Raw genomic sequence first — 26,391 nt, forward strand, 5'->3', positions numbered from 1 at the left:
CCTCACTCGGTGACGGCACGCCGGTTCGCGCGCAGGTAGAGGACGGCGAAGACGAGGGAGACGACGATGAGGACGTTGCTGAGGGCCGCGCCCTGCCCGAAGTCGAACTGCTGGAAGGAGAGTTGGTAGGACTGCGTCGCGATGGTCTGCGTGGTGTTCGCGGGGCCGCCCTTGGTGAGACCGAGAATGATGTCGAGGACCTTGATGGTGTAGACGACGCCGAGCACCAGGACCACGGTCACCACCGGTCGCAGCAGCGGCCAGGTGATGTGCCGGAAGGCCCGCCACCCCGTCGCCCCGTCGAGCGACGCGGCCTCGTACAGCTCCTCGGGGATGTCCTGAAGGCCGCCGTACAGAATGACGGCGTTGAAGGGGATGCCGATCCAGATGTTCACGATGATCACGGAGATCAGTGCGAGCGAGGTGTCCGTGAGCCACCCCGGCGGCCCCGACACCACGTGCAGGGCTTCGAGGAAGCGGTTGAGTACACCGTTGTCCTGGTCGAGGATCCAGCGCCACACCGCGCCCGCGACGATCAGCGGGATCAGCCACGGCACGAGCAGCAGCGAGCGCAGCACCCCGCTGAGCGGGAAGCGGCGCCGGAAGAACACCGCGATCGCCAGGCCGATCACGAACTGCCCCGCGATCGAACCCACCGTGAACAGCACGGTGTTGAGCATCGCCTCGCCGAACAGCGAAGAGCCGAGCACCGACGCGTAGTTCGCGAGGCCGTCCCAGGGCGCCTCGCCGGTGAAGTACGTGGCGATCGTGTAGTGCTGGAAACCCATCAGGACGTTCTTGACGACCGGATAGCCGAAGAACACCAGCAGGTACGTCACGGCCGGGACCAGGAACAGCAGTTGCATCAGGCGTTCCCGGCCGCGCGGACCGCGCCACCGGGCGAGACGCCCGGAAGCGGACCCCGACCGGCTGCCGGACGCGCGCCTGCCGGTCTCGGGGCTCGGGGTCGGAGAGGGTTTTGTCACCAGGCTCTCAGCCATCCTGGGCCTCCTTCAACGCCTGCGCGGGCGGTTCACCGGCGGCGAGCGCGGACTGGATCGCCGTATAGATGCGCAGGGCGGTCTTCGGCCACGCGCTGCCGAGCTCCCCGGTACGGGCCCGCGAACCGCGCACCTGGCGCACGAACGGCTTCATCGCGGGCTCCTGCGCGGCGAAGCGCTGCGCCAGCGCGGTTCTCGTCGGCACCGTCTGCCGCCGCTTGGCCAGGATGAGCTGGTTCTTGTCGGAGTTGAGGCACTTGACGACGCGGGCCGCCTTCGCCTGGCGTCGGACGTCGCCCGTCTTCGGCAGCGTCCAGGTCTCGCCGCCCAGTGGCGCGACCGCCCGCTCGCCGGACCGTGGCACGGGGACGGGCACGATGCCGTAGTGGCGGCCCGGCGTGCCGTTCAGGACGGGGATCTGCCAGGGACCATTGATCATCATGGCGGCGTTGCCCGCGGCGAACTGGTCGTTGACGTCCGCCTGCGTCCAGTTGACCACCGACTTGGACGCCGATCCGTCCTTGACCATGCCGGCCCACAGGCCCAGGGCGCGGGCGGCGGACGGCGTGGCGATGTTCCGTTCGTCGCCCCTCGCGGACCACAGGAAGGGAAGGAACTGGAAGGTCCCCTCGTAGGAGGCGGGCGCCGCGAAGGCCATGCCGTACTGGTCCTTCGTCCGCAGCTTCTTCGCCGCGCCCCGCAGCTCGCTCCAGGTGGTCGGCGGTGTCACCCCGGCCTTGGCGAGCGCGTCCTTGTCGTAGAACAGTCCGAGGGTGTTGGCGACGGGCTGGAGTCCGTACAGCCGGCCCCGGTAACTCGAGGCGTCCACCACGCCCTTGGCGTATCCGTCGGCGGACAGGCCGTAGTCGCTCAGCGGGGTGAGGGCGCCGGTCGCGGCGATCTGCTGGAGGTCTGGATTGTCGAGCATCAGGACGTCGGGCATCGTGTGCGACGAGCCCTGCTGGAGCACCTTGGGGATGAGCGCGGTCCCGGGCACGACCTCCCGCTGGATCGCCACCCCGTTCTCGCGGCCGCAGGCGTTCAGCAGCTTCCGGTAGACCGTCTTGTCGGGTTCGTTGCTGTAGTAGTCGAGGACGCGCAGGCTGGTGACCTTTCCCGACAAGGACGTGTCGGGTTCCGAGCCACTGCAGGCGCTCAACGCGAGGGACGCGCCCAGGGCCAGGGCCGTCGCCGCCGTGGCCCTGCTCCCGGCTCTTGTGCGTCGAACCATCTCAGTCCTTTCGTCGGCGCGGTGCTGCTCACAGGGCTGTTCCGGTGTGCGGTGTGCGTGACGTGCGGTCTGTTCAGGTTTGGGTTATCGATACGTATCGACGGTCCGGAGGCTCAGGTGGGCGCAGCCCATCCGGGGCCAGGAGTTGGTCAGGAGGGCGGTGCCGGGCGGTGTACGACCGTTCGGCGCCGGGTCAGTCGTGGGGTCACCAACTCGGTGCGCCGGTCGGCGAGTTCGTAGGTGAGGTCGCTGTCCCGGCGATCCTGGTCGAGGAGCCGGAAGAGCGTCTGCATCGCGCGCCGGGACACGTCTTGCGGCTCCAGGGAGACGTTGGTGACAGCCGGGTGCGACGCCTCGGCCGCGGCGTCCGTGCACAGCGCGACGACCGACAGATCCCGGCCGGGCGCGAGGCCGCGGTCGAGCAGCACCTGCAACACCGGGTCGACGAGCGAGGAGTTGGCGACGACGAAACCGGTCCGCCCCCCGTCCCCGCCCTGCCCGCGACCGCCGGTCAACCCCTGCTCCACCGCGTCCCGTGCCCCGCCGCGTCCGTGTCCCGTCGGCTCCACGACGTCGTACGCAATGCCGTGGCCCGCCGCGCACGCGGCCGCTCCGCGCTGGAAGCGGCGCACGAAGTTGATGTCCCGCTCCACGACCTCGCTGGGGTGCCCGATGAGGACGACGCGTTCGTGCCCCGTGGCGGCCAGCTCGTCCACCGCCATCCGCCCTGCGAGCTCGAAGTCCAGGTCGACACAGTGCAATGGGGTGTCACGCTCCGGTACGCCGATCAGGATCACCGGCACACTGAGCGCCTCGGCCACGGGAATCCGGGCGTCGCGGGACTCGACGTCGAGCAGGACGATCGCGTCGCACAGCGAGCGGGCGGCGAGCCGGGTGAGGCCCTGGTCCCCCTCGTCCGCCGTGACCAGGAGGACGTCGTAGTCCTGCTCGCGGGCGCACAGGGTGAGCTGCTCGACGAACGGCAACAGGCCCGCGGTGTTGGCACCGGAGCCGAACGAGACGACCAGGCCGATCACCTGGGTGCGCCGGCTCGCCAAGGCCCGGGCCCCGGCGTTGGGCTGGTAGCTGAGCTGCGCGATCGCCTCGTCGATCCGCTTGCGGGTCTCGACCGACACCGATCGCCGCCCGCTCAGCGCGTAGGAGACGGTGCTTTGCGAAACCCCGGCGAGGCGAGCCACGTCCCGGCTGGTCACCATGCCTGCCCACCACCTTCCCGGCGCTGTCGATACGTATCGACACGGTGCGCTTGCCCGTTGCCGATACGTATCGATGGAGTGACGCGAAGGTAGCCAGAGCCGTGAACGGTGCGCAAGACGTCGACGCGAAGCAATGTCGGCGAACTCGCGTGTGCACAAGAGCCCGGGCCGCCCGCGAACGGGCGACCCGGGCTCTTGGGGACGGTGGTTACGCCGGGCTCTCGCCCGCCTCCAGCGCCCCCAGGTCTACGTTCTTCGTCTCCTTGCTGCACAGCAGCGCGACGAAGGTGAGGACGGCCATCGCCGACAGGTAGACGCCGACCAGCCACGGGGAGCCGTCGCCGGCGTCCCACAGGGCCACCGCGATGAACGGGGCGACGGCCGCGCCGAGCACCGAGCTGACGTTGTACGAGATGCCGGAGCCGGTGTAGCGCACGGACGTCGGGAACATCTCCGGGAGCAGCGCGCCCATCGGGCCGAAGGTCAGGCCCATCAGCGTGAAGCCGAGGACCAGCCACAGCACCACACCGAGCGTGCCGAGCCCGATCAGCGGCACCCACACCAGGCCGAACACGAAGATGCCCGCGGTGATCCAGGCGAGGGTCTTGCGGCGGCCGAACCTGTCGGCCAGCGGACCCGAGATGAGCGTGAACGCGGCGAAGAAGAGCACGCCGAAGATCAGCATCAGGACGAAGGTGGTGTAGCTGTAGCCGAGCCCGGGGACGGCGGCGTTCTTCGCGGTGCGGCCGTAGCTCAGCGAGAACGTCGTCATCAGGTAGAAGAGGACGTACGTCGCCAGCATCGCGAACGTGCCGAGGATCAGCTGCTTCCAGTGGTGGCGGAAGACGGTGGCCAGCGGCAGCTTGCGGACCTTCTTGGTCTCCCGCGTCTTGGTGAAGACCTCCGCCTCGACCAGGCGCATCCGCACCCACAGGCCGATCGCGACCATCACGGCCGAGAACAGGAACGGGATCCGCCAGCCCCACGACAGGAACGCCTGCGACGGCTGCGAGGGGTCGGCGCCCGCCGCGGACGGCAGGAGGGCGGCGATGACCAGGAACAGGCCGTTGCCGACGATGAACCCGAGCGGCGCGCCCAGCTGCGGGAACGTGCCCCACAGTGCCCGCTTGCCCGGCGGTGCGTTCTCCGTGGCGACCAGCGCCGCGCCGCTCCACTCGCCGCCGAGCGCGAAGCCCTGCGCGAGCCGCATCAGTACGAGGAGCGCGGTGGCGACCCAGCCGATCGACCCGTACGTGGGCAGCACACCGATGAGGAAGGTGGCGACACCCATCGTGAGCAGCGAGACGACCAGCGTCTTCTTGCGGCCGAGCCGGTCACCGAGGTGGCCGAAGAAGGCCGCGCCGATGGGCCGGGCCACCATCGCCGCGCCGAACACGGCGAACGACGACAGGAGCGCGGTGGTCGGGTCGCTGCTGGGGAAGAACAGCGCGGGGAAGACGAGTACGGCGGCCGTCGCGTAGACGTAGAAGTCGTAGAACTCGATCGTCGTCCCGATGAGGCTGGCGATCAGGACCCGCGAGCGCGGGTTGACCGGCGCGGCCGGTGACGGGCCGGAGGCGGGTGACGGCGCGGCGGACTTGGCAGGTGCCGGGCCGGTGGCAGAAGCGGACATCTCGGGTCAATCCCAGGGGTGTTGCGGTGAGCGTCCACCGGCGCTCGACGCCGGCGACCCTCGTACCGGTCGGACGGTACGAGGATCGCAACCCTTTCATGTGTCTCATTCACCGGTAATCGGTGTTCGATATATGAGACACGTAAGGAGTGGGCGGTTCGGCTACGCCGCCATCCACCGCTCCAACCCGGCCGCGTCCAGAGGCAGTTCGGCCGACAGCACCTCCGAACCGGCCTCGGTCACCAGGATGTCGTCCTCGATGCGCGCCCCGATGCCGCGCAGCTCCGGCGGCACGGTCGTGTCATGGGCGTGGAAGTACAGGCCCGGCTCGACCGTGAGCACCATGCCGGGGGCCATGCGGGCGCCCTGGTACGCCGCGTAGTCGGCCCGCGCGCAGTCGTGCACGTCCAGGCCGAGGTGGTGGCCGATGCCGCACACCAGATAGCGGCGGTGGTGCTGGCCCTTGGGGGAGAGGGCCTCGTCGACGGAGACCGGCAGCAGGCCCCAGTCGTCCAGGCCGCGTGCGACGACCTCCATCGACGCCGTGTGGAAGTCGGCCCAGTCCCGCCCCGGTCCCACCGCGTCGAGCCCCGCCCGGTGCGCCCGCTCCACCAGGTCGTGCACGGAACGCTGGGCGGAGCTGAAACGGCCGGAGGAGGGGAACGTGCGGGTGACGTCGGCCGTGTAGTAGCTGCGCGTCTCGACACCCATGTCCAGGAGCACCGCCGCGTCCTCGGCCACGGGCCCGTCGCAGCGCACCCAGTGCAGGGTCGCGGCGTTGCGGCCGCTGCCCACGATGGTGGCGTAACCGGGACCGTTGCCGTACGTGCGGGCATAACGGTCGAAGGTGCCCTGCAGCCAGCGCTCGCCGCCGCCGCGCACGGCCGCCGGGAACTCGCGGACCACCGCGGCGAAGCCCTCGACCGTACGGTCCACGGCCTCGCGCAGCTGGCCGATCTCCCACGCGTCCTTGACCATGCGCAGCTCGGAGAGCGTGCGGCCGAGGTCGGGGGAGACCGTGATGCCGTGGCGGCGGGCCGTGTCCGGGTCGAGCGCTCCGGTGAGCTGCGGGCCCTGCGACGCGCATGCGGCCAGCGCCTCGTCCAGGGCGCCGAGCGGCGCCGTCTCCACGCCCAGCGCCTCGCGCCAGTCCTCCAGACCGGGGGCAGGGCCCACCCACAGTTCGCCGTGCGCCGCGTCCGCGAAGAACCCGGTCTCGCCGGGCCGGGCCGGCGGCGGCAGATACAGCACCGCGTCGTGGCCGCCGGGCGCCGGGCGCAGCACCAGCACGGCGTCCTCGACCGCGCAGCCGGTCAGCCAGTAGAAGTCGCTGTCGGGCCGGAAGTCGTACGCCGTGTCATTGCTGCGCGTCGGCGCGCGCCCGGCCGCGACCACGAGCGGCCGGCCCGGGAACTCGGCGCTCAGCCGCGCCCGGTGCGCGGCGGCCGCCTCGGCGGCCCCCGGCACGGTCGGCGGCGTACGGTCGGCCTCGTCCCAGCCCTGACCCATGTACGCGGTGAAGTCCGGCAGTTCGGCCAGGCGCGGCATCCGGGGATCCGGGGTGCTCGACCTGGGCACGGAGGTGGCGGTTGGTGTCTCGGTCATGCCGACTCCACTTCGTGAGAGGTCCGGGGAGCGGCACGCCGGCGGCGGTCCCACTCCGGGTTGATGCGCGGGATCGCCCCGAGCAAGGTGCGGGTGTACGCGTCCCGCGGCTCGTCGAAGACGTCCGCGGCGCGGCCGGACTCGACGATACGTCCCCGGTGCATCACCGCCACGCGGTGGGCGATCCGGCGCACCACGGCGAGGTCGTGGGCGATGAACAGGTAGGAGAAGCCGTTCTCCCGTGGCAGCCGCAGCAGCAGGTTCATCACCTGGGCCTGCACCGAGACGTCGAGCGCGGACACCGCCTCGTCGCAGATCACCAGCTGCGGGCCGACGGCGAGCGCGCGGGCGATGCCGATCCGCTGCGCCTGCCCGCCGGAGAACTGTGCCGGGTAGCGCAGCGCGTGGTCCGGGTTCAGGCCGACGCGCTCCATCAGCTCGCGGGTGAAGGCGCGGCGGCCGCCGGGGACCGGCAGGTGCTGGTAGTCGAGCGGTGCGGTCAGGATGCGTTCGACGGTGTGCCGGGGGTTGAGCGAGGAGTAGGGGTCCTGGAACACCACTTGTACGTTGCTGCGGAAGCGCGCGAGCGCGGTGCCGCTCGCGCGTGTCACGTCCTCGCCCGCGAACTCCAGGGTTCCGGCGGTGGGCTCCATCAGCTTGGCCACCAGGCGCGCGGTGGTCGACTTGCCGCTGCCGGACTCGCCGACCACCGCGAGTGTCTCGCCGGGGTGGATGTCGAGGCTCACGTCGTCGACCGCGGTGGTCTCGGACGTCCGGCCGAGCGAGCCGCGCGTGGTGAACGTCTTGGTCAGCCCGCGGGCACGCAGCAGCGGCGCGGAACCGGACGAGGGTGTCATCGGGGGTCCTCCTGTGCCGCGCCGAGAGGGGTGAGGTCGGCGAGCGCGCCGCCGGGCTCGGCCAGTTCGTCGTCGATGCGGGGGATCGCCTCCAACAGCTTTCTCGTGTAGGCGTGTTGGGGCGTGCAGAAGACGTCCTCCGTCGTCGCGTACTCCAGTTGCTCGCCGCCCCGCATCACCAGGACGCGGCCCGCCAGGTTCGCGATCACCGCCAGGTCGTGGGTGATGAACAGCATGCCGGTGCTGGTCTGTTGCTGGAGTTCGGTCAGGAGCGTGAGGATCTGGTCCTGCACGGTGACGTCGAGCGCGGTGGTCGGCTCGTCGGCGATCAGCAGGGCCGGCTCGCAGACGAGCGCCATGGCGATCATGACGCGTTGCCGCTGGCCGCCGGAGAACTGGTGCGGATAGTGGTCCACCCGCTCGGCAGGCCGCGGGATGCCGACCTGCCCGAGCGCCTCGACGGCCCGCCTGCGCGCCGCACGCCGCGAGCCGCCGCGGTGGCTGCGGTACGCCTCGGCGATCTGCAGGCCCACCGTGTAGTACGGGTTGAGCGAGGACAGCGGGTCCTGGAACACCATCGACATGGCGTCGCCGCGCAGCCGCCGCAGCTCCCGGTCGGGGCGGCCGAGCAGCTCGCGGCCCTGGAAGCGGACGCTGCCGCTGGTGCGCGCGCCGCGCGGGAGGAGGCCCATGACCGCGAGGGAGGTCATGGACTTCCCGCTGCCGGACTCGCCGACGATGCCGAGGGTCTCGCCCTGCTCGACGGTGAACGACAGATCGCGGACGACGTCGACGGGGCCGCGCCCGGTGGGGAAGGTGACGGTCAGCCCTTCGACGCTCAACAGGGGGTCCGTGGCTGCCTGTTGGGCCGGTGTCTCAGAGGCTCGCTGGTTCGGTACGTGGGTCATGACGACGTGATCCTCACGCGCGGGTCCAGGAAGGTGTACAGGACGTCGACGACGAGGTTGCCGAGCACCACGAAGAAGGCCGCGAGGAGCGTGACCGCCATGATGACCGGCTGGTCGTTCTTGGCGATCGCGTCGGAGGCCATCTTGCCGACGCCGTTGAGCCCGAAGACGGTCTCGGTGATGATCGCCCCGCCGAGCAGCCCCGCGAAGTCCATGCCGAACAGCGTGGTGATGGGGGTGAGCGCCGGGCGCAGGGCGTGCCGGCGCATCAGCAGCGTCGGCCGCAGGCCCTTCGCGCGGGCCGTGCGCACGAAGTTCTCGGAGAGCGTGTCGATGACGTTGGAGCGGGTCAACCGCGCGTAGAGACAGGCGTATCCGGTGGCGAGCACGATCCACGGCATCAGATACGACTCGAACCACATCTGCGGGTCGTCGCCGAAGGAGACCGCCGCCGGGAAGGGCAGGATCCGCAGCTTGACCACGAGCACGTACTGGAGGGCCAGCGCCAGCACGTAGTTGGGGATGCTGGAGCCGCCGAGCGCGAGGCTCATCGCGCCGCGGTCCCACCACGTGCCCTCCTTGACGCCGCTGAGCAGACCACAGGCCACCCCGGCGAGCAGCCACAGCACGGCCGCGCCGACCGCGACCGTCGCGCTCACCGGCAGGCGCTGGAGCACCATGTCCCAGACGGACTGGCCGCTCTGGAAGCTGTAGCCGAGGCAGGGGGCGTGGCAGTGCACGAGGTTCGCGCCGCTGCCGTAGTCGCGGCCGCCGACGATGCCGCTGAGGAAGTCCCACAGCTGCGTGGTGAACGGCAGGTTCAGGCCGAGGGAGGACCTGATGGTCTCGATCCGGTCCGCGGTGCAGGTCTTGCCGCAGATCATCACGGCCGGGTCGGGGGAGAGCTGGAAGAAGATCAGGTACGTGAAGACGCAGACGGCCACGAGGATGAGCGCCACCCAGGCGAGGCGTCCGGCGAGATAACGGGCCATCAGACGGCCTCCCCTGCGTCGAGGGCGTGTCGGATCCGGTCGCCCAGCACGGTCAGGGACAGCACCGTGCCGAAGAGGAAGACGCCGGGGATCGCGAAGTACAGGGGGTCGACCTGGTACCAGGAGACCGAACTCGCGATCATCTGCCCCCACGACGCCGTCGGCGGGGTGACGCCGACGCCGAGGAAGGACAGGCCGGCCTCGGTGCCGATGTAGCCCGGCACCGACAGCGTCGCCATCACCAGGACGGAGTTGCGCAGATTCGGCAGGATCTCCTTGAACACCAGGGGCCACTTGGCCGCCCCGGACGCCTTCGCCGCCTCGACGAACTCCCGCTCGGCGAGCGCCAGCGTCTGCCCGCGCACCACGCGCGCCAGATACGGCCAGCCGAACACGCTGAGCACGACGACGAGGAGCGGCGCCCGGCCGCTGCCCGGCAGCGCCGACAGGATCGCGATCATGAAGATGAGGGCGGGGAACGCCATCAGGAAGTCCATGAGCCGCGAGATCACCGTGTCGACCCAGCCGCGCAGGAACCCGGCGAGCACCCCGAGCACCGTGCCGATCGCGGTCGTGATCAGGGTGGCCGCGACGGCGATGAGCAGCGAGGTACGGGCCCCGTAGGCGATCCGCGCCAGCACGTCGCGGCCGTTCTGCGGCTCGACGCCGAACCAGTGCTCGGCGCTGATCCCGCCGAACGAACCGCGCGGCAGCCCGCCGATGTCGGTGTCGACGGCCGCGCGGTCGAAGGCGTCAGGGCCGTGCCCCGTGACCATGGTGATCAGCGGGGCGAACAGCGCCATCAGGACGATCAGGAGCAGGAAGGCGGTGCTGAGCACCGCCCCGACATCGCGGGACAGGGCGTGCAGCACACGCCGCCCCGTGGAGCCGGGCACCTCGGTGCCCGGCGGCGCGCCGGCCGTGCCCGGCTGCGCCTCGTGAAGGACGGAAGTGGACATGGCGCGCTACTTCTTCGGGTCCGCGAGACCGACGGAGACCAGGTCGATGCCGCCGGAGAAGGACGCCGTGAGATACGCCCCCGCGATGTTGTCACCGAGGATGCTGACGCTCTTGGTGTAGTGCAGCGGCACGATCGGGGCCTTCAGCATGATCTGCTCGTCGAGCTTGCCGTACGCGGCGTTCTGCGCGTCCAGGTCGCTCATCGCCTCGATGGCGTCCATCCGGTCATTGATCTTCTTGTCGTCGAGCATCGAGATGTTCGGGTTTCCGCTGCCGGAGATGTTGCGGCCGTCGAACAGCGGCGGCAGGAAGGTGCTGCCACTCGGCCAGTCGGGACACCAGCCGGTCAGCGCGCCGTCGTGCTGTTGCGAGGGTGTACCGATGACCTCGTAGAACGTTGACGTGTCAATGGTGTTGACCTTGACCTTGATGCCGACCCGCTTCAGCGCCTGCTGCACGGCGACGGCCGTGGCCTGCTCCACACCGGCCGCGCGGGTGTCGAGCGTGAACGTGAAGCCCTTCGAACGGCCCGCCTCGGCAAGGAGCTTGCGGGCCTTGGTCGCATCGCCCGTCCCGTTCTTGCTCGGGTAGACGTCGGTCGCGTCGCGGCCCGGGATCGTGGGCGGCTGGATGGACGTCGCGACGGTCGCGAGGGACGAGCCACCATGCGCGTCAACAGTTGTCTGCTTGTTGACCGCGTACTCGATGGCTTGACGGACCCGTACATCCTTGAGCGGCCCCTTGCTCGTGTTGATGCTCATGTACGAGGTGCAGCCCGTCGACCCCGTCAAGGTGCGCTGCTTGAGTTGAGGGGTCTGGATACGGGAGACGGTCGCGGGCTGGAGCTGGGCCGCGCCGCTGATCGCGTTCGCGTCGGCGCCCTGCCCGGCGATGAGCCGCTCGTCGATCGTCGCGTTGTCGAGGCCGAAGGTCCACACGAAACTGTCCGGCTTCGCGTCCCGCACCGTGTCCGTCGACCGCTTCCACTGCTTGTTGCGTACGAGGACGAGCTTCGAGCCGCGCTGATAGCTCTTGACCTTGTACGGGCCGGAGGCGATGGGCTCGCGGTCGAAGGCGGCCTTGGTGCCGGTGCCCTTCGGGAACGGCGTGAACGTCGGCTGTGAAGCGATGTACCCGAACTGGGCGGTCGCCTTCTTGAGGTGAAAGACGATGGTGTGGTCGTCGGGCGTCTCGATGGTCCTGAGGCCTCCCGACTTGTACGGGCCCTTGTAGGCGGCCGGCGCGTCGATGTACTGCTTCGCGTACGGAGAGCCGATCCCGGCGTCCGGGTCCCAGGCGCGCTCGACCCCGAACTTGACGTCCTGACTGGTGATTTCGGAGCCGTCCTGGAACGAGGTGCCCGGCTTCAGCTTGAACGTCCACGTCTTGTTGCCGTCGGAGGGCCGGCCGGTGTCGGTGGCCAGGTCACCCGTGATCTTGGTGCCCTTCTTACCGGGCGCGGCCACCGGAGTCGTGAGCGTGCGGTAGATGAGGCGATAGAAGTTGTTGACGCCGCCGTCGAACCCGCGCGCCGGGTCGAGGTGGGAGAAGTCGGCGTTCGCCAGGACGTGCACGGTGCCACCGGTGGCGGCGCCCGCGCCGGGGTCGGCCTCTTTGGCCGCCGACGAGCCGCCTCCCTTGCAGCCGGAGAGTGTCAGGGCGAGCGCGGTGCACAGTGCGGCGGCGGGCAGGGCTATTGCTTTTCTCATGACGCCTTCTGGAGAGGGGGAAGGAAGAAGAAAGAGGGGGGAGGAAGGGGGGAAGCGGGGGAGGCGGGGGCAGCGGTCAGGCGCGCCTGATCCACACCCGCATCGGGCCGACCTCGCGGTTTCCCCACACGAAGTAGGGCACGAGGGTGAGTCCGGTGGTCGACGCGGCGTCGGCGGACGCCGGGCGGGAGGCGGCGCCGGTCAGTACGGGGTACAGCTCGGCGGACGACGGAGGTGAGACGTCCGCCTCCGTTTCGAGGACGACCACACTCTCGAAGTCGGCGTCGACACGGGTGCGGGCGGCGGCGATCCGCTCCACGTCGAGCGTCACGTCGTCGATGTCGGCGCCGCAGTCCTGCTGCTCGACGCAGTAGACGAGGGGCCCGCGGGCGACGGCGACGGCGCCGCGGGTCGCGTCGAGATAGGGGTGCGAACCGTGGGCGCGCACGGGCATCGGCAGCCGCAGCACGACCTCGTCGCCGACCTGCCAGACACGCCGGGCGCTCACCCAGCCGTCCGTCACTTCCGGGACGGAGGTCTCCCCGCCCACCGTCAGCCGGACCTCGTCGGCATCGGCCCAGCCGGGCACGCGCAGCGTGAGGGTGTAGGGCCGCTCCGGCGCCTCCCGCACCGTCAGACGGACCTCGCCGTCCCACGGATAACCGGTCGCCATGTCGACCGCCAGCTCCTCGCCGTCGATCCGGGCCGACGCGTACCCCGCGACCACCAGCTCGTCCGCACGCTCCGCCGCGAGGTGTTCGCCGAGTTGGGACATCCACCGCACGATGTTGGGCGGACAGCACGGGCAGCCGAACCAGGGCCGGCGCAGCAGCTCCCCCTCCGCCTCGGCTCCGCTGCGCTGCTCGTGGTCGGCGCGGCGCTGCAAGGGGTTGTCGTAGAAGAAGGCGCGGCCGTCGGCGGAGGGGCCCACCGCGAACGCGTTGTAGAGGACGGTCTCGAAGGTGTCGAGGTACGTGGCGTCCCCGGTGGCCAGGAACATCCGCCAGCCCCACTGCATGGTGGCGATCGCCGCGCAGGTCTCGCTGTAGGACCGCTCCGAGGGCAACTCGTACCGGTCGCCCACCGCTTCGTCCGAGTGCCGGCTGCCGAGGCCCCCGGTGACGTACAGCTTCGTGGCGACCATGTCGGCCCACAGTCGGCGCAGCGCGTCGAGCAGCGAGTCGTCACCGTTCTCCATCGCCACGTCCGCGGCGCCCGCCGCGAGATACGCCATGCGCACCGCGTGCCCGGTCACCGATGGCAGTTCGCGCAGCGGGACCTCGTCCTGGAAGTACGAGGGCGGGAACACGCTGTGCCGCAGCCCGCTGCGACGCCCCTGCCCGCGCCGGTCGACGAACAGCCCGGCCTGGACGAGGTAGGCGTCGTCGCCGGTCTCCCGGTACAGCTCCACGAGGGCCATCTCGACCTCGGGGTGCCCGCAGACGGCCTCCTCACCACCCGGTCCGAAACGTTTCACCACGAGATCGGCGAAGCGCACGACGACGTCGAGCAGCCGCCGGTCGCCGAGGCGCCTGTGCGCGGCGATCGCGGCCTGGGCGAGGTGGCCGAAGGTGTAGAGCTCGTGGCCCCAGGCGAGGTCGGACCAGGGTTCCTTGGGCTGATCCGGGTCCTGGTAGAAGGAGTTGAGGTAGCCGTCGGGTGCCTGGACGCGTTCGAGGAGGCCGACGATTTCGTCGTAGAACCCGCGCAACTCGCCCGCCAAGCCCCCGTCCACGTGGCCGAGTTCGTATACGAGCCCTTCCAGGGTTTTGTACACGTCGGTGTCGAGAAAGGGATACCGCCCGCGGAACCCCACCGTGTCGTCCGCGGCCGGCAGCAGTCTGCGGAGGTTGTCCACATTGCCCGCCTCGCGGAGCTGCTCCACCGTGTGGGGCAGGGTCGCCTCGCGGTTGCGGCGCTGCCAGTCGGCGAGGAGACCGCCGAGGATCTCGACCTGTGAGCCGGGTAGTGGCCGGAGACGTTCAGAGGGATGCCGCACGATCAGTCCTCCAAGTGACGTGTACTTGGGTGCTGTTGCGTCGAAGGCTTCGAAGGTGTCGAAAGTCTGGAAACGATCGAGGAACCGTTCGGGTCAGTAAACGCGTTGTGCGGCATAGTGTTCGTCAAAGCGAACGCTGTCAAGGGAGTCAGGGAGACGCTATGGACGTTCCTCAGGAGTCGGTGCGCGACATGGTGGCGGCCAATCTGCGCCGCGCGAGGACGCAGCGCGGACTGTCGATCTCGGAGCTGTCGCGGCGCTCCAAAATCGGCAAGGCGACGCTCTCCCAGCTCGAGTCCGGCACCGGAAACCCCACCATCGAGACGGTGTTCAGCCTCTCGCGCGCCCTGGAGGTGCCCGTCTCCGACCTCCTCGAGACGCGGGCCCCCGGCGGCCTGACCGTCGTGCGGGCCAAGGAGGTCGAGGTGCTCAGCGGGGAGGGTGTCGACCTGCGACCGCTGCGCCGGATGGAGTTCGGCGACCTGGTCTTCGAGGTGTACGACCAGGTCGTGCGGGCCGACAGCAGGCAGGACTCGCTCGGTCACGTCGGCACGGAGCACACCATCGTGCAGACCGGCCGGCTCCAGGTCCGCGTGGACGGCGACGAGGTGGAGCTGGGCCCCGGGGACTACGTGGGCTTCGACGCAACGCTCCCGCACTCCTACACGGCGCTCGACGGCGACGTGCACTCGGTGCTGCTGCTCCAGTACCGCCCGCACGAGCACGCGCACTTGGGCATCCCGCACCCGAAGCCGGGTGGTACCGAGCCCGAGCGTGACTGACCCGAGAACGACTGAATGGGGCAACTATTTTTTGATCACTCGCACCGGATCCGTTGACACCCTCTGAAGGGCCGTCCTAGCCTCCGATCTGTTCGATGAAGCGAACGGAGGCGGTTCGATGTACGGAACGCGGGCGGTCATTCTGGGGGCCGGAATCGTCGGAGCCGCCTGTGCGCGGGAGTTGGCCCGCGCGGGCTGCGTCACCACGGTCGTCGACCGCGGCCGCCCGGCCGCCGCGACCACCGCGCACGGCGAGGGCAACATCCTCGTGTCCGACAAAGGCCCCGGGCCCGAACTCGAGTTGGCGCAACTGTCCCGGCGCCTGTGGCCCGACATCGTCGCGGAGATGGCCGAACAGGACGCCAATGCACCCGACTTGACGGAATGGGACCCCAAGGGCGGCATCGTCGTCGCCACGACCGACGACGGCGCCCGCGAACTCGCCAAGTTCGCCGAGTCCCAACGCGCGGCGGGCGTACGGGCGGAGACGCTGGACGCCGACTCCCTCGCCGCCGCGGAGCCGTACGTCACCCGCGACCACACGGCGGCCATCCACTACCCGGATGACGCGCAGGTGCAGCCCGCCGGAGCGGCGGCCGCCCTCCTCGCGGACGCGTTGCGGGCGGGCGCGACGCTGCGCACCCACTGCGAGGTGCACGGCGCCGTCACCCGCTCCGACCGCCTCACCGCCGTCCGCACGTCGGACGGCGGCCTCATCGAGGCGGACATCTTCATCAACGCGGCCGGCCCCTGGTCGGGCGAACTGTCCACCCGCCTCGGCGCCCCCATCGACGTACGCCCCCGCCGCGGCGACGTCCTGGTCACCACACCGCTCCCGCCCACCGTCTTCCACAAGGTGTACGACGCCGACTACGTGGGCGCCGTCGGCAGCAGCGCCGAGGACCTCCAGACCTCCGCCGTCGTCGAATCCACGCGCGCGGGCAGCGTCCTCATCGGCTCCTCCCGCCGCCGCGTCGGCTTCGACGACCGGCTCCGCCCCGACGCCCTCTCCGCGATCGCCGCCAAGGCCCTGCGCCTCTTCCCGTCCCTCGCGGACGTGCCGGTGATGCGCGCCTACGGCGGCTTCCGCCCCTACGTACCCGACCACTTGCCCGTCATCGGGCCCGACCCGCGCCTCGCCGGACTGTGGCACGCGGGCGGCCACGAAGGCGCGGGCATCGGCCTGTCCGTCGGCACCGCACGCCTCGTGCGGGACCTGCTCGCGGGCCGGCCCACCGACATCGACGCGACGCCGTTCCGGGTGGACCGGCCGGCCGTCCTGGGAAGCACTCAAGGAGGTTGGGCGGCATGAGCCCACGACGCGTACATGCGGCCACGGACGCCGTCGGGCGGCGCGAGACGCCGCTGACGATCACCGTCGACGGCGAGCCCGTCACCGGCATCGAGGGGCAGTCCATCGCGGGCGTCCTGCTCGCCTCCGGCCGCCGCGCCTGGCGCCACGGCCGCTCGGGCGCGCCCCGCGGTGTCTTCTGCGGCATCGGCGCCTGCTTCGACTGCCTGGTCACGGTCGGCCCCGAGCGCGACGTGCGGGCGTGCCGCCGCCGCGCACGCGAAGGGGACGAGGTGCGCACGCAATCCCGCGCCGGGGGCGAAGTCGGCACGGAGGTGCGTGCTGGGGGCGAAGCCGGCACGGAGGCGCGTGCTGGGGGCGAAGCCGGCACGGAGGCGCGTGCTGGGGGCGAAGCCCGCACGCAATCGCGCGCCGGGGACGAGGTGCGCACGCAATCGCGTGCCGGGGACGAAGCCCGCACGCAATCGCGCGCCGGAGACGCAGCCCGCACGGCGGTGCGCGCCGGGGACGAGCCCCGCACCCAGGTGAGGAACGAGGGACTGTGACGCCGAATCGCGGCCCCGTCGCCGTCTGCCGTCACAGTCCCCTCGCGGACCCGCTCTTCACGTGCCCGTCCCTCGCGGATCCGCTCTTCGCGGGCCCGTCCCTCGCGGATCCGCTCTTCACGTGCCCGTCCCTCGCGGCCCCGTTCGTCACGGACCCGTCCCTCGCAGCCCCACTCGACCCGATCCCCACGGAGGGCACATGACACGCCACGTAGTGATCGTGGGCGCGGGGCCCGCAGGGCTCGCCGCCGCCGATGCCGCGCTCGGTGCGGGCGCGCGGGTCACCCTGGTCGACGAGGCCGAGCAGCCCGGTGGCCAGTTCCACCGGATGCTCCCGGAGGCGTACGCCGCCGAACGGCCCGAGCGCCTCCACCACGGCTGGCGCGCCTTCGACGCACGCCGCCGCCGGGTCCTCGCCCATCCACGCTGCGCCTGGTGGTCCGAGACCGCCGTGTGGGCCCTGGAGCGGCCCGATCCGGCCCGGCCGGGACCGCCGCGCGTGCACGTGCTGCGCGGGCCGGCCGACGGGGGTGGCCGGGACCGGCACACGCTCGACCCCGACGCGCTCGTGCTCGCGGTCGGCGCCCACGACCGTGTACTGCCCTTCCCCGGCTGGGAGTTGCCCGGTGTGTTCACCGCGGGCGCGGCGCAGGCGCTGGCGAAGGGTGAGCGGGTCGTGGTCGGCGACCAGGTGGTCGTCGCCGGGAGCGGGCCGTTCCTGCTGCCGGTGGCCGCGTCCCTGATCGAGGCCGGGGCGCGGGTGCGTGAAGTGCTGGAGGCCAACACCCCCGCCACCCTCGCCCGAGGCTGGGGGCACCGCCCCTGGCAGCTCGCCGCGCAGGCCGGGAAGGCTGCCGAACTCGCCGAGTACGGTGGGCTGTTGGCCCGCCACCGGGTTCCGTACCGCACCGCACGTACGGTCATTGAGGCGCGCGGCGACGGGTGTGTGGAGGAGGTCGTCACCGCGCGGCTGCGCGCCGATTGGTCGGTCGTGCCGGGCAGTGAGCGCACCGTCGCCGTCGACGCCGTGTGTGTCTCGCACGGGTTCAGTCCGCAGCTGGAACTGCCGCTCGCCGCCGGGTGTGCGCTGCGCGCCACCCCGGCCGGGGAGTTCGTCGAGGTCGACGGCGACCAGCGCACCACCTGCCCCGACGTGTACGCGGCCGGCGAGATCACCGGCATCGCGGGCGCGCCCGCGGCCCGCGTGGAGGGCGCGCTCGCCGGGTGGCTCGCCGCGGGCGGCGACCGGAACACGGCCACCGTGCGCCGGCTGCGGACCAGCCGTGACCAGGGCCGATCCTTCGCCGAACGGCTGGCTCGCGCGCACCCCATCGGGGCGGGCTGGACCGGCTGGCTGCGGCCCGAGACCGTGGTGTGCCGGTGCGAGGAGACGGACTACGCCACCGTGTGCCGCGCCGCCACCGAGCAGTCCACCGCGGCCCCGCGCGCCGCCAAGCTCGCCACCCGCGCTGGACTCGGGCCGTGCCAGGCCCGGATGTGCGGGCCCACGGTCGCCGAGATCAGTGCGCGCCTGCGCGGGCCCGACGATGACGGCCGCGACGGCGACCGCGACATCCCGGGCCTGCCACCGGCCAGCGAACACCGGCGGCCCATCGCCCGCCCGATCCGGCTCGGCGATCTGGCCGCCGACCCCGAAACCACTTCCCCGGACACCCGCAACTCCCGTACAGAGGAGAGCAGTTCATGAGTGACACCAAGCAGCAGCAGAAGGGCTCCATCGGCCTCGGTGGCGTCGTCGTCGCCACCGCCCTGCCCTACTACGAGGACGCCGCCGCCCCCGCCGGGCTCGCCGTCGACTACGACCGCTACGCCGAGCACTGCCGCTGGCTCGTCGACAACGGCTGCCGCGGCGTCGGCCCCAACGGGTCCCTCGGCGAGTACTCGTCCCTCACCGACGAGGAGCGTCGGAAGGTGGCTCGGACCGCCATCGACGCCGTCGGGGACGACGGAGTCGTCGTGGTGGGTGTGCACGGTGTCGGGTCCCACCAGGCGAAGCACTGGGCCGAGGTCGCCGCCGAGGACGGGGCCGACGGTGTGCTGTGCCTGCCGCCCACCCTGTACCGGGCCAACTCCCGTGATGTCATCGACCACTTCGAGGCGGTGGCTTCGGTCGGGCTGCCCGTGATGGTCTACAACAATCCCTTCGACACGAAGGTCGATCTCACGCCGGATCTGCTCGCCGAGATCGCGCAGATCGACAACATCGTCGCCGTGAAGGAGTTCTCCGGCGACGTGCGGCGGGTCCTTGAGATCAAGGAGAAGGCGCCGGGGCTCGAGATCATCAGCGGCGCCGACGATGTCGTCCTGGAGAGCCTGCTGATGGGGGCCACCGGGTGGTTCGCCGGGTTCCCGAACGTGTTCCCCGCCGAGTCCGCCCGGCTCTACGACCTGGCCCTCGCGGGCAAGGTGGAGGAGGCGCGGGCGCTGTACGAGCCGCTGGTCGCCGCCTTCCGCTGGGACTCGCGGACCGAGTTCGTGCAGGCCATCAAGTTGGGGATGGAGCAGGTCGGGCGGTTCGGCGGGCCCTGCCGGCCGCCGCGCGGGGCGCTGCTGCCCGAGCTGCGCGAGCAGGTCGAGGCCGACATGGCCCGCGCGATCGCCGCGCTGGAGAAGGGGAACATCTGATGCGGTCCGTCCGCACACTCAGTGCCGTCGACTCGCACACCGAGGGCATGCCGACCCGCGTCGTCACCGGCGGCGTGGGTCCCATCCCCGGTGACACCATGGCCGAGCGCCGTACGTACGCCCTTGAACACCTCGACGAACTGCGGCGGTTCCTCGTCGACGAGCCGCGCGGCCACTCCGCCATGAGCGGCGCCATCCTCCAGCCGCCGACCCGGCCCGACGCCGACTGGGGTGTCCTCTACATCGAGGTCAGCGGTTTCCTGCCGATGTGCGGGCACGGCACCATCGGCGTCGCCACCGTGCTCGTGGAGACCGGGATGGTGGAGGTGAGTGAGCCGGAGACCGTGGTGCGGCTCGACACCCCGGCAGGGCTCGTCGAGGCGCGGGTGGCCGTGAGCGACGGTGTCGCCGAGCAGGTCACCCTGCGCAATGTGGATGCCTTCGCGCTGGAGCTGGACGCCACCGTGAAGGTGCCTGGGTACGGCGAGGTCCGCTACGACATGGCGTACGGAGGCAACTTCTACGCGATCACCGAACTCGACCAGCTCGGGCTGCCCTTCGACCGGGCCCGCAAGGACGACATCCTCAAGGCCGGGCTCGCCATTTCGGACGCCATCAACGAGCACAACCGGCCGCGGCATCCGCTCGACTCGGTCATCGGCGGCTGCAAGCACGTGCAGTTCCTCGCCCCCGACTCGACCGCCCGGCACTCGCGCAACGCCATGGCGATCCAGCCCGGCTGGTTCGACCGTTCGCCGTGCGGCACCGGTACCTCGGCCCGGATGGCTCAGCTGCACGCCCGCGGTGAACTCCCGCTGCACACCGAGTTCGTGAACGAGTCGTTCATCGGCACGCGGTTCACCGGCCGCCTCGTCGACACGGCGCGCGTCGGTGAACTCGCCGCCGTGGTACCGGAGTTCTCCGGCCGGGCGTGGATCACCGGCACGGCCAATTACCTCCTCGACCCGCGCGACCCGTTCCCGCACGGCTTCGTGCTCTGACCGAAGAGCCCTCGAAGAGCCCCGGAAGAGCCCCTGAAGACCTCTCAGGAGTCACCGTGTCCCGTACGACCACCAATCCACCCCGCGATCCGGCCGGGCCCGACGGCGGGCTTCTGTCCCGCGCCGGAATCTTCCGCCTCAAGCCCGTCGACGACTCGGAGGAGGAGACCAGCGGCGGACTGCGCCGCACCATGGGGCTGTGGCAGCTGGTCGCCCTCAGCCTCGGCGGCCTGGTCGGCGCGGGCGTCTTCTCGCTGGCCGGCGTCGTGGCCAACGAGGACGCCGGACCCGGCGTGATGCTGTCGTTCCTCATCGCCATCGTGGCCAGCGGCGCCGCCGCCCTCTGCTACGCCGAGTTCGCCGGCAGCATCCCGAAGGCCGGCTCCGCCTACACGTACTCCTATGCCGCGCTCGGCGAGTTCGTCGGCTGGGCGATCGGCTGGGACCTGCTGCTCGAATACACCGCGATCGTCGCCGTGGTCGCCATCGCGGTGTCCGGATACTTCTCGTACATCCTGGAGCACATCGGCATCGACGTGCCGCACTGGATGCTCGGCGCCCCCGGCACCGGATCCGGTCATCGCGTCGACCTGTTCGCGCTGTTGCTGTGCCTGCTGCTCGCCTTCGTGCTGTCCCGCGGGACGAAGGAGTCGGCGCGGTTCGAGACCATCCTCGTCGTGGTGAAGCTGGGGATCGTCGCGCTCGTGGTCGTCGCCGGGGCCTTTCACATCAAGTCGGGCAACTACACGCCGTTCCTTCCCTACGGAGTAGGGGGCGCGTTCACCGGGGCCGCCACCGCGTTCTTCGCCGTCTACGGGTACGACGCCATGAGTGCGGCCGCCGAGGAGAGCGCCGAGGCGAAGAAGGTGCTGCCGAAGGCCATCCTCGTCTCGCTCGGCATCGCCGCTTTCATCTATCTCGCAGTGTGTGTCGTGCTGTTGGGGATGCAGAACTACCGGGACATCGACGTGGCGAGTCCGTTCTCCAGCGCCCTGGGGGCGGTCGGGCTCGGCGGGCTCGGGCTCGTCGTGGCCGTGGGCGCCGTCATCGGCATCACCACGTCGGCGTTCGCCAACATGCTGGCGGTGTCCCGGGTCTGGTACTCGATGAGCCGCGACGGGCTGCTGCCGCGGTACTTCGCGCGCAACCACCCGCGCAGGCACGTGCCCACGCGAGTGATCTGGCCGGTCGGCATCGGCTCGGCGCTGATCGCCGGGTTCCTGCCCATCCGGGAGGCCGCCGATCTGACCAACATCGGCATCCTGATGGCGTTCATCGTGGTCGCGATCGCCGTCGTCGTACTGCGCAGGACGCGGCCCGACCTGCCGCGTTCCTTCCGTACGCCGCTGGTGCCGTGGGTCCCGGCGATCGGCGTCGCCTTCTCCGTGTGGCTGATCAGCAACCTGGACTGGGTGACCTGGGTCCGGTTCGCGGTGTGGATGCTCATCGGGATCGGTGTCTACGCGGCGTACGGGTACCGGAACTCGGCCGAGCACCGCGAGGGTCAGCGCAGGTAGCCGAGGCCCGGGTGTGCCTGCCGGTACGCGTCGACCAGGCGGCGGGCCACGTTCGCCGAGTCCACCAGCGGGTGCAGCGCGAACGCCTTCACCGCCGTCGCCCGCGAGCCGGAGCGGGCGGCGGCGAGGATCTCCCGCTCCACCGCCTTCACCGACGTCACGAGTCCCGTGGCGTGCCCGGGCAGCGGGTCGACGGCGACGGGGTGCGCGCCGTTGGCGTCGACCAGGCACGGCACCTCGATCACGGCGTCGGCGTCGAGCGCCGAAAGGGTCGTGCGGTTGCGGACGTTGAGGATCAGCGTGGTCCGCTCGTCGCGGGCGATGGCCCGCATCAGGTCGAGCGCCACCTTCTCGTAGCCGCCGGACTCCGTGAGGGAGGCCTCGTCGCGCTCGCCCGCGCCCGCCGCCTCCCGGTTCTCCGCCATGTACGTGGCCTCGCGCTCGGCCCGCGTCGCGTCCCACGTCTTGAGCGGCGGGGCCGCCGGGTCGCGCATCCGGTCGTAGAAGCGGGACTGCTGCTCGTCGAGGAAGGCGCCGCGGGTGGCCTCCGCCTCCTGGTAGGCGCGGACCGTCTCACGGTTGAAGTAGTAGTAGTGCAGGTACTCGTTGGGGATCGAGCCGAGTTCGCGCAGCCACTCCGTGCCGAACAGCTTGCCCTCCTCGAAGGAGCCGAGGAGCGCCTCGTCGGCGAGGAGGCGGGGGAGTTCGTCGCGGCCGTTCACCTTCAACGCCCGTAGCCAGCCGAGGTGGTTGAGGCCGACGTAGTCGACCCAGGCGTTCTGCGGGTCGGCGCCGAGCGCCCGCGCCACGCGCTTGCCGAGGCCGACGGGGGAGTCGCAGATGCCGATGACGCGGTCGCCCAGGTGGTCCGCGAGCGCCTCCGTGACCAGACCCGCCGGGTTGGTGAAGTTGATGAACCAGGCGTCCGGGGCGAGTTGGGCGACGCGGCGGGCGATCTCCTCGACGACCGGGAGCGTCCGCAGGCCGTACGCGAGTCCGCCCGCGCCGACGGTCTCCTGGCCGAGCACGTTCTCGGCGAGCGCGATCCGCTCGTCCGCCGCCCGCCCCGCGAGGCCGCCCACCCGGATCGCCGAGAACACGAAGTCCGTGCCGCGCACCGCCTCGTCGAGGTCGGTGGTGACGGTGACCGACGGCGCGTCCGGCACCCCTTCGGCCTGCTCGGCGAGCACCCGGGCGATCGCGTCGAGCCGGGCCGCGTCGAGGTCGTAGAGGGCGACCTCGGTGACGCGGCCCTCCGCGTGGTCGGTGAGCAGGGCCCCGTACACGAGCGGCACCCGGAATCCGCCGCCGCCGAGAATGGTGAGTTTCATACCTGGACTACTTTCACGCCGGCCTCCGTGAGCGCGGCACAAGTCGGCGCCGGCGCGGAGGAGTTGGTCACTACTACGTCGAGGGAGTCGGGGCCGCACACCTTGGCCATGCCGGTGCCGGGGAACTTCGAGGAGTCGGCGAGGAGCACCGTGCGGTCGGCGGCCGTGATCATGGCCCGCTTCACCGGGACCTCCACCACGGTCGTGTCCATCACCTGCCCGTCCGGGCGGACGCCGCTGGTGCCGAGGAACAGCCAGTCGGCGTGCAGCTGGCGCAGGTTGTCCTCGGTGAGGAAGCCGACCAGGGAGCGGTACTCGCGCCGCACCATGCCGCCGAGCAGCACCAGTTCGATGCCGCTGTCGTCGGCCAGCTCCTCGTACACGACGAGGTTGCTGGTGATGACGGTGAGGCGGCGGCCGTGCAACTGGCGGGCCAGGCGGAACGCGGTCGTCCCGATGTCGAGGAGCACCGACTGGCCGTCCGATATCAGGGACGCCGCGTGCCCGGCGATGGTGTCCTTCTCCGGGACCCGCACCTGCGCGACCTCGGAGAAGGGCTGGTCGCCCTCCTCCATGACGGCGCCGCCGTGCACGCGGGTGAGGAGCCGGTCCTCCTCCAGTTTCACCAGGTCGCGGCGGATGGTCGCCGGGCTCACCGTGAGCTGCTCGGCGAGCTCGGCGACGGACGCGGGCCCACCGGAGCGCAGCGCACGCAGGATCAGGTGGTGTCGTCGCTCTGCCAGCATGCGGCGCACACTACTCGTCAAATTCACGCAATTCCATGCTCACATTTGTCCAGAGCTTGATTGCGTGATGTCGACTGTGGTGCGGAAGTGGCGCGGAAGTCGTGCCGACATGAGTTCATCCGGTGCTCACCATCCGTACCGTCGGCACTCGTAGCGTCCCTGCGTACCGTCCCGTCCCCACCGAACCCAGGAGCCGCCGACATGACCGAACCCCTCTCGAGCCCCGTGTCCCGGCGCCGTGCCCTCGCCCTCGGGGCGGGCGCGGTCGGCGCCGCGGCGGCGGGCTCCCTGCTGCCGCCCTCCCTGCAACGCGCGCTGGCAGCGGAGCCGCCGTCCGGCGGGCTCGACGCCATCGAGCACGTGGTGATCCTCATGCAGGAGAACCGCTCGTTCGACCACTACTTCGGCATGCTGCGCGGCGTACGCGGCTTCGGCGACCGCAACGCGATCCAACTGCCGGACGGCAAGCCCGTGTTCGAGCAGCCGGACGGCCTGAGGAGAGTCCTGCCGTTCCCCGTGCGCGCGGCGGCCGAGGCACAGGGTCACGACCCGCAGTACATCGGCGACCTCAACCACGACTGGAACGGCGGCCACAAGGCCTGGAACAACGGCTGGATGAACCAGTGGGTCTCCGCCAAGACCGCGGCGACCATGGCGTATTACGACCGCTCCGACATCCCGTTGCAGTACGAGCTCGCCGACACCTTCACTGTCTGCGACGCCTACCACTCCTCCATGCACAGCTCGACGAGCCCGAACCGCAACTACCTGTGGAGCGGCAACTCCGGCGACGAACCGGGCGGCGGCCGCGCCATCGGCAACGGCGCCTACGACGAGGGCACCCACAAGGGCTACGACTGGCCCACCTTCGCGGAACTCCTGGAGAAGGAGGGCCGCAGCTGGCAGACGTACACCGAGTGGGAGAACTTCACCGACAACCAGATCGAGTTCTACGCCTCCTTCAAGGCGGTCGCCCGCAAGGCGCTGGCCAGGACCGGCGGGCACACGTACATGGAGTCGTTCTACGCCCTGGTCCGCAAGGCGGACGACGCCGGCGACACGGCCGAGCGCGAGCGGCTGCTCGGGCTCCTGGAGGAGGGCGTCGCCGCGCTCACCAAGGCCGAGCGGAGCCTGTTCGAGCGCGCCCTGCGCCGCGTGCCCACCGGCACGCTCGCCGAGAGCTTCGCCGCCGACGTCGCCGCCGGGAAGCTGCCCGCGGTCTCCTACCTCGTGCCGTCCGCGGTCGACTCCGAGCACCCCAGCGTCTCCGTCCCCGCCGCGAGCGCCAGCGTCCCGTACAAGGTCCTCGACGCGCTTGCCTCGCACCCCAAGGTGTGGCGCAAGACCGTCGTACTCATCAACTACGACGAGAACGACGGCCTGTTCGACCACGTGCCGCCGCCCGCGCCCGAGCCGGGCGACCCCGACGAGTGGTGGCAGGGGCAGCCCACCGGGCTCGGCATGCGCGTGCCGATGCTGGTCATCTCACCCTGGTCGGTCGGCGGCCACGTCTGCTCCGAACTGTTCGACCACACCTCCGTCAACCGCTTCCTGGAGAAGTGGACCGGCATCGAGGACCCGAACATCACGCCGTGGCGCCGCCGGATCTGCGGCGACCTGACCTCCGCGTTCGACTTCGACACCGCCGAGAAGCAGCCCGCCGTGCGCTACCCGGGCGACGTGCCGCCGGCGAGCGCCCGCTGGAAGCCGGTCCCGCCCGCCGACCAGAAGATGCCCGTGCAGGAACCCGGCACCCGGCCCGCGCGCCCGCTGCCGTACCAGACCGACGCGTACGTACGGATCGCCGAGGGCCGCGTCGAGGTCACCCTCTCCAACTCCGGTGCGTCCAGCGCCCACTTCGCGCTCTACCCGTACGAGGGCGAGTTCGACGTGCCGCAGCACCGCGACGTCTCCGGGACCCGCGCCCTGACCGTGACACCGGCCAAGGACCGCTACCGGTTCACCGTCACCGGGCCCAACGGCTTCCGCCGCGAGTTCGCCGGCCTCGCCGCGTCCACCGCCGAGGTCACCTCGACCGTGCGCGCCAAGACCCGCGAACTGCGCATCACCCTGGCCAACCACGGCACCGAGGCGAAGGTGTTCACCGTCCGCCCGCAGGCCTACGTCCGCGCGGCCGACGCCGCCGCCCTCACGCGGCAGGTCCGCGTCGCGCCCGGCGACAGCACCACCGTCACGCACCCCGCCGCGAAGACCCACGGCTGGTACGACCTGCTGGTGCGCTGCGAGGACGAGCCCGACTTCGCGCGGCGCCTGCTGGGCCACATCGAGAACGGGCGGCCCTCGGTCTCCGGGTAACTCCCGGGGCGCGCGGGAAAAGCGATCGCCCGGCCGGGCGTGCGTGGCTACGCTCTGCCCGGCCAGGAAGGCCGCTCCCGCGA

Annotated in this window: 22 protein-coding genes; 9 read left to right on the forward strand and 13 right to left on the reverse strand. The window is 71.1% G+C overall.

Annotated features, from left to right (window positions below):
• Positions 1-2 precede the first annotated feature (2 nt).
• The 11 genes from ACP4E5_RS41250 to ACP4E5_RS41300 all read right to left on the reverse strand — a co-directional run bounded on the left by ACP4E5_RS41250 (position 3) and on the right by ACP4E5_RS41300 (position 14,112).
• Complete coding sequence (locus ACP4E5_RS41250) at positions 3-1,001, reverse strand: carbohydrate ABC transporter permease (RefSeq protein WP_425838789.1); 999 nt, start codon at positions 999-1,001, stop codon at positions 3-5.
• Positions 994-2,232 (reverse strand): sugar ABC transporter substrate-binding protein, encoded by a 1,239-nt coding sequence (locus tag ACP4E5_RS41255; protein WP_425838792.1) that lies wholly within the window; start codon positions 2,230-2,232, stop codon positions 994-996. The genes ACP4E5_RS41250 and ACP4E5_RS41255 overlap by 8 nt, the downstream gene beginning before the upstream one ends.
• A 149-nt stretch (positions 2,233-2,381) precedes the next feature.
• Positions 2,382-3,449, reverse strand: a complete 1,068-nt coding sequence (locus tag ACP4E5_RS41260; RefSeq protein WP_425838795.1) for a LacI family DNA-binding transcriptional regulator — start codon at positions 3,447-3,449, stop codon at positions 2,382-2,384.
• 208 nt (positions 3,450-3,657) lie between these two features.
• Complete coding sequence (locus ACP4E5_RS41265) at positions 3,658-5,082, reverse strand: MFS transporter (protein WP_425838797.1); 1,425 nt, start codon at positions 5,080-5,082, stop codon at positions 3,658-3,660.
• Positions 5,083-5,244: 162 nt separating this feature from the next.
• Positions 5,245-6,687: an aminopeptidase P family protein gene (locus tag ACP4E5_RS41270; RefSeq protein ID WP_425838800.1), complete on the reverse strand. Its 1,443-nt coding sequence runs from the start codon at positions 6,685-6,687 to the stop codon at positions 5,245-5,247.
• On the reverse strand, positions 6,684-7,544 hold the full coding sequence (locus ACP4E5_RS41275; protein ID WP_425838803.1) for an ATP-binding cassette domain-containing protein: 861 nt from the start codon (positions 7,542-7,544) through the stop codon (positions 6,684-6,686). Before ACP4E5_RS41275 ends, ACP4E5_RS41270 begins: the two co-directional genes overlap by 4 nt.
• On the reverse strand, positions 7,541-8,452 hold the full coding sequence (locus ACP4E5_RS41280; protein ID WP_425838806.1) for an ABC transporter ATP-binding protein: 912 nt from the start codon (positions 8,450-8,452) through the stop codon (positions 7,541-7,543). Before ACP4E5_RS41280 ends, ACP4E5_RS41275 begins: the two co-directional genes overlap by 4 nt.
• A complete protein-coding gene (locus ACP4E5_RS41285; RefSeq protein WP_425838809.1) occupies positions 8,449-9,444 on the reverse strand; it encodes an ABC transporter permease in 996 nt (331 codons plus the stop codon). Before ACP4E5_RS41285 ends, ACP4E5_RS41280 begins: the two co-directional genes overlap by 4 nt.
• The gene (locus ACP4E5_RS41290) at positions 9,444-10,403 is read right to left on the reverse strand and encodes an ABC transporter permease (RefSeq protein WP_425838812.1); all 960 of its coding nucleotides are present in this window, start codon (positions 10,401-10,403) and stop codon (positions 9,444-9,446) included. The genes ACP4E5_RS41285 and ACP4E5_RS41290 overlap by 1 nt, the downstream gene beginning before the upstream one ends.
• Before the next feature lie 6 nt (positions 10,404-10,409).
• Positions 10,410-12,113 carry an ABC transporter substrate-binding protein gene (locus ACP4E5_RS41295; protein ID WP_425838814.1) on the reverse strand — a complete coding sequence of 568 codons (1,704 nt, stop codon included), beginning with the start codon at positions 12,111-12,113 and terminating at the stop codon, positions 10,410-10,412.
• A 76-nt stretch (positions 12,114-12,189) separates the two neighbouring features.
• A complete protein-coding gene (locus ACP4E5_RS41300) occupies positions 12,190-14,112 on the reverse strand; it encodes a glycoside hydrolase family 127 protein (RefSeq protein ID WP_425838817.1) in 1,923 nt (640 codons plus the stop codon).
• Positions 14,113-14,273: 161 nt separating this feature from the next.
• On the opposite strand from ACP4E5_RS41300, the gene ACP4E5_RS41305 reads away from it, so the two are divergent.
• From ACP4E5_RS41305 to ACP4E5_RS41340, 8 genes are all read left to right on the forward strand, one after another.
• On the forward strand, positions 14,274-14,894 hold the full coding sequence (locus ACP4E5_RS41305) for a helix-turn-helix domain-containing protein (protein WP_425838820.1): 621 nt from the start codon (positions 14,274-14,276) through the stop codon (positions 14,892-14,894).
• A gap of 118 nt (positions 14,895-15,012) precedes the next feature.
• On the forward strand, positions 15,013-16,206 hold the full coding sequence (locus ACP4E5_RS41310; protein WP_425838823.1) for an NAD(P)/FAD-dependent oxidoreductase: 1,194 nt from the start codon (positions 15,013-15,015) through the stop codon (positions 16,204-16,206).
• Positions 16,203-16,751, forward strand: coding sequence for a (2Fe-2S)-binding protein (locus ACP4E5_RS41315; protein WP_425838826.1), 549 nt, complete (start codon positions 16,203-16,205; stop codon positions 16,749-16,751). The genes ACP4E5_RS41310 and ACP4E5_RS41315 overlap by 4 nt, the downstream gene beginning before the upstream one ends.
• On the forward strand, positions 16,748-16,954 hold the full coding sequence (locus ACP4E5_RS41320; protein WP_425838829.1) for a hypothetical protein: 207 nt from the start codon (positions 16,748-16,750) through the stop codon (positions 16,952-16,954). Before ACP4E5_RS41315 ends, ACP4E5_RS41320 begins: the two co-directional genes overlap by 4 nt.
• Positions 16,951-18,459: an FAD-dependent oxidoreductase gene (locus ACP4E5_RS41325; protein ID WP_425838832.1), complete on the forward strand. Its 1,509-nt coding sequence runs from the start codon at positions 16,951-16,953 to the stop codon at positions 18,457-18,459. Before ACP4E5_RS41320 ends, ACP4E5_RS41325 begins: the two co-directional genes overlap by 4 nt.
• Complete coding sequence (locus ACP4E5_RS41330; RefSeq protein WP_425838834.1) at positions 18,456-19,397, forward strand: dihydrodipicolinate synthase family protein; 942 nt, start codon at positions 18,456-18,458, stop codon at positions 19,395-19,397. The genes ACP4E5_RS41325 and ACP4E5_RS41330 overlap by 4 nt, the downstream gene beginning before the upstream one ends.
• Complete coding sequence (locus ACP4E5_RS41335) at positions 19,397-20,398, forward strand: proline racemase family protein (protein ID WP_425838837.1); 1,002 nt, start codon at positions 19,397-19,399, stop codon at positions 20,396-20,398. Before ACP4E5_RS41330 ends, ACP4E5_RS41335 begins: the two co-directional genes overlap by 1 nt.
• A 113-nt stretch (positions 20,399-20,511) precedes the next feature.
• Positions 20,512-21,915: an amino acid permease gene (locus ACP4E5_RS41340; protein ID WP_425842053.1), complete on the forward strand. Its 1,404-nt coding sequence runs from the start codon at positions 20,512-20,514 to the stop codon at positions 21,913-21,915.
• Here ACP4E5_RS41340 and ACP4E5_RS41345 read toward each other — a convergent pair.
• Together ACP4E5_RS41345 and ACP4E5_RS41350 are read right to left on the reverse strand one after the other, a co-directional pair.
• Positions 21,903-23,246 (reverse strand): 6-phospho-beta-glucosidase, encoded by a 1,344-nt coding sequence (locus tag ACP4E5_RS41345; RefSeq protein ID WP_425838840.1) that lies wholly within the window; start codon positions 23,244-23,246, stop codon positions 21,903-21,905. The genes ACP4E5_RS41340 and ACP4E5_RS41345 overlap by 13 nt on opposite strands.
• Positions 23,243-23,992 (reverse strand): DeoR/GlpR family DNA-binding transcription regulator, encoded by a 750-nt coding sequence (locus ACP4E5_RS41350; protein WP_425838843.1) that lies wholly within the window; start codon positions 23,990-23,992, stop codon positions 23,243-23,245. The genes ACP4E5_RS41345 and ACP4E5_RS41350 overlap by 4 nt, the downstream gene beginning before the upstream one ends.
• 201 nt (positions 23,993-24,193) lie before the next feature.
• Between ACP4E5_RS41350 and ACP4E5_RS41355 the strand changes: the two genes are divergently transcribed.
• On the forward strand, positions 24,194-26,308 hold the full coding sequence (locus tag ACP4E5_RS41355) for a phosphocholine-specific phospholipase C (protein WP_425838846.1): 2,115 nt from the start codon (positions 24,194-24,196) through the stop codon (positions 26,306-26,308).
• Positions 26,309-26,391: the final 83 nt, after the last annotated feature.

It is taken from the genome of Streptomyces fractus (assembly GCF_049844455.1).
GTDB classification, from domain to species: domain Bacteria; phylum Actinomycetota; class Actinomycetes; order Streptomycetales; family Streptomycetaceae; genus Streptomyces; species Streptomyces fractus.

Coding starts and splice junctions, on each gene's coding strand:
- ACP4E5_RS41285 (WP_425838809.1), bottom strand. CDS start 9,444: ATGGCCCGTTATCTCGCCGGACGCCTCGCCTGGGTGGCGCTCATCCTC.
- ACP4E5_RS41270 (WP_425838800.1), bottom strand. CDS start 6,687: ATGACCGAGACACCAACCGCCACCTCCGTGCCCAGGTCGAGCACCCCG.
- ACP4E5_RS41350 (WP_425838843.1), bottom strand. CDS start 23,992: ATGCTGGCAGAGCGACGACACCACCTGATCCTGCGTGCGCTGCGCTCC.
- ACP4E5_RS41305 (WP_425838820.1), top strand. CDS start 14,274: ATGGACGTTCCTCAGGAGTCGGTGCGCGACATGGTGGCGGCCAATCTG.
- ACP4E5_RS41335 (WP_425838837.1), top strand. CDS start 19,397: ATGCGGTCCGTCCGCACACTCAGTGCCGTCGACTCGCACACCGAGGGC.
- ACP4E5_RS41330 (WP_425838834.1), top strand. CDS start 18,456: ATGAGTGACACCAAGCAGCAGCAGAAGGGCTCCATCGGCCTCGGTGGC.
- ACP4E5_RS41255 (WP_425838792.1), bottom strand. CDS start 2,232: ATGGTTCGACGCACAAGAGCCGGGAGCAGGGCCACGGCGGCGACGGCC.
- ACP4E5_RS41275 (WP_425838803.1), bottom strand. CDS start 7,544: ATGACACCCTCGTCCGGTTCCGCGCCGCTGCTGCGTGCCCGCGGGCTG.
- ACP4E5_RS41295 (WP_425838814.1), bottom strand. CDS start 12,113: ATGAGAAAAGCAATAGCCCTGCCCGCCGCCGCACTGTGCACCGCGCTC.
- ACP4E5_RS41325 (WP_425838832.1), top strand. CDS start 16,951: ATGACACGCCACGTAGTGATCGTGGGCGCGGGGCCCGCAGGGCTCGCC.
- ACP4E5_RS41355 (WP_425838846.1), top strand. CDS start 24,194: ATGACCGAACCCCTCTCGAGCCCCGTGTCCCGGCGCCGTGCCCTCGCC.
- ACP4E5_RS41260 (WP_425838795.1), bottom strand. CDS start 3,449: ATGGTGACCAGCCGGGACGTGGCTCGCCTCGCCGGGGTTTCGCAAAGC.
- ACP4E5_RS41250 (WP_425838789.1), bottom strand. CDS start 1,001: ATGGCTGAGAGCCTGGTGACAAAACCCTCTCCGACCCCGAGCCCCGAG.
- ACP4E5_RS41315 (WP_425838826.1), top strand. CDS start 16,203: ATGAGCCCACGACGCGTACATGCGGCCACGGACGCCGTCGGGCGGCGC.
- ACP4E5_RS41345 (WP_425838840.1), bottom strand. CDS start 23,246: ATGAAACTCACCATTCTCGGCGGCGGCGGATTCCGGGTGCCGCTCGTG.
- ACP4E5_RS41265 (WP_425838797.1), bottom strand. CDS start 5,082: ATGTCCGCTTCTGCCACCGGCCCGGCACCTGCCAAGTCCGCCGCGCCG.
- ACP4E5_RS41310 (WP_425838823.1), top strand. CDS start 15,013: ATGTACGGAACGCGGGCGGTCATTCTGGGGGCCGGAATCGTCGGAGCC.
- ACP4E5_RS41290 (WP_425838812.1), bottom strand. CDS start 10,403: ATGTCCACTTCCGTCCTTCACGAGGCGCAGCCGGGCACGGCCGGCGCG.
- ACP4E5_RS41280 (WP_425838806.1), bottom strand. CDS start 8,452: ATGACCCACGTACCGAACCAGCGAGCCTCTGAGACACCGGCCCAACAG.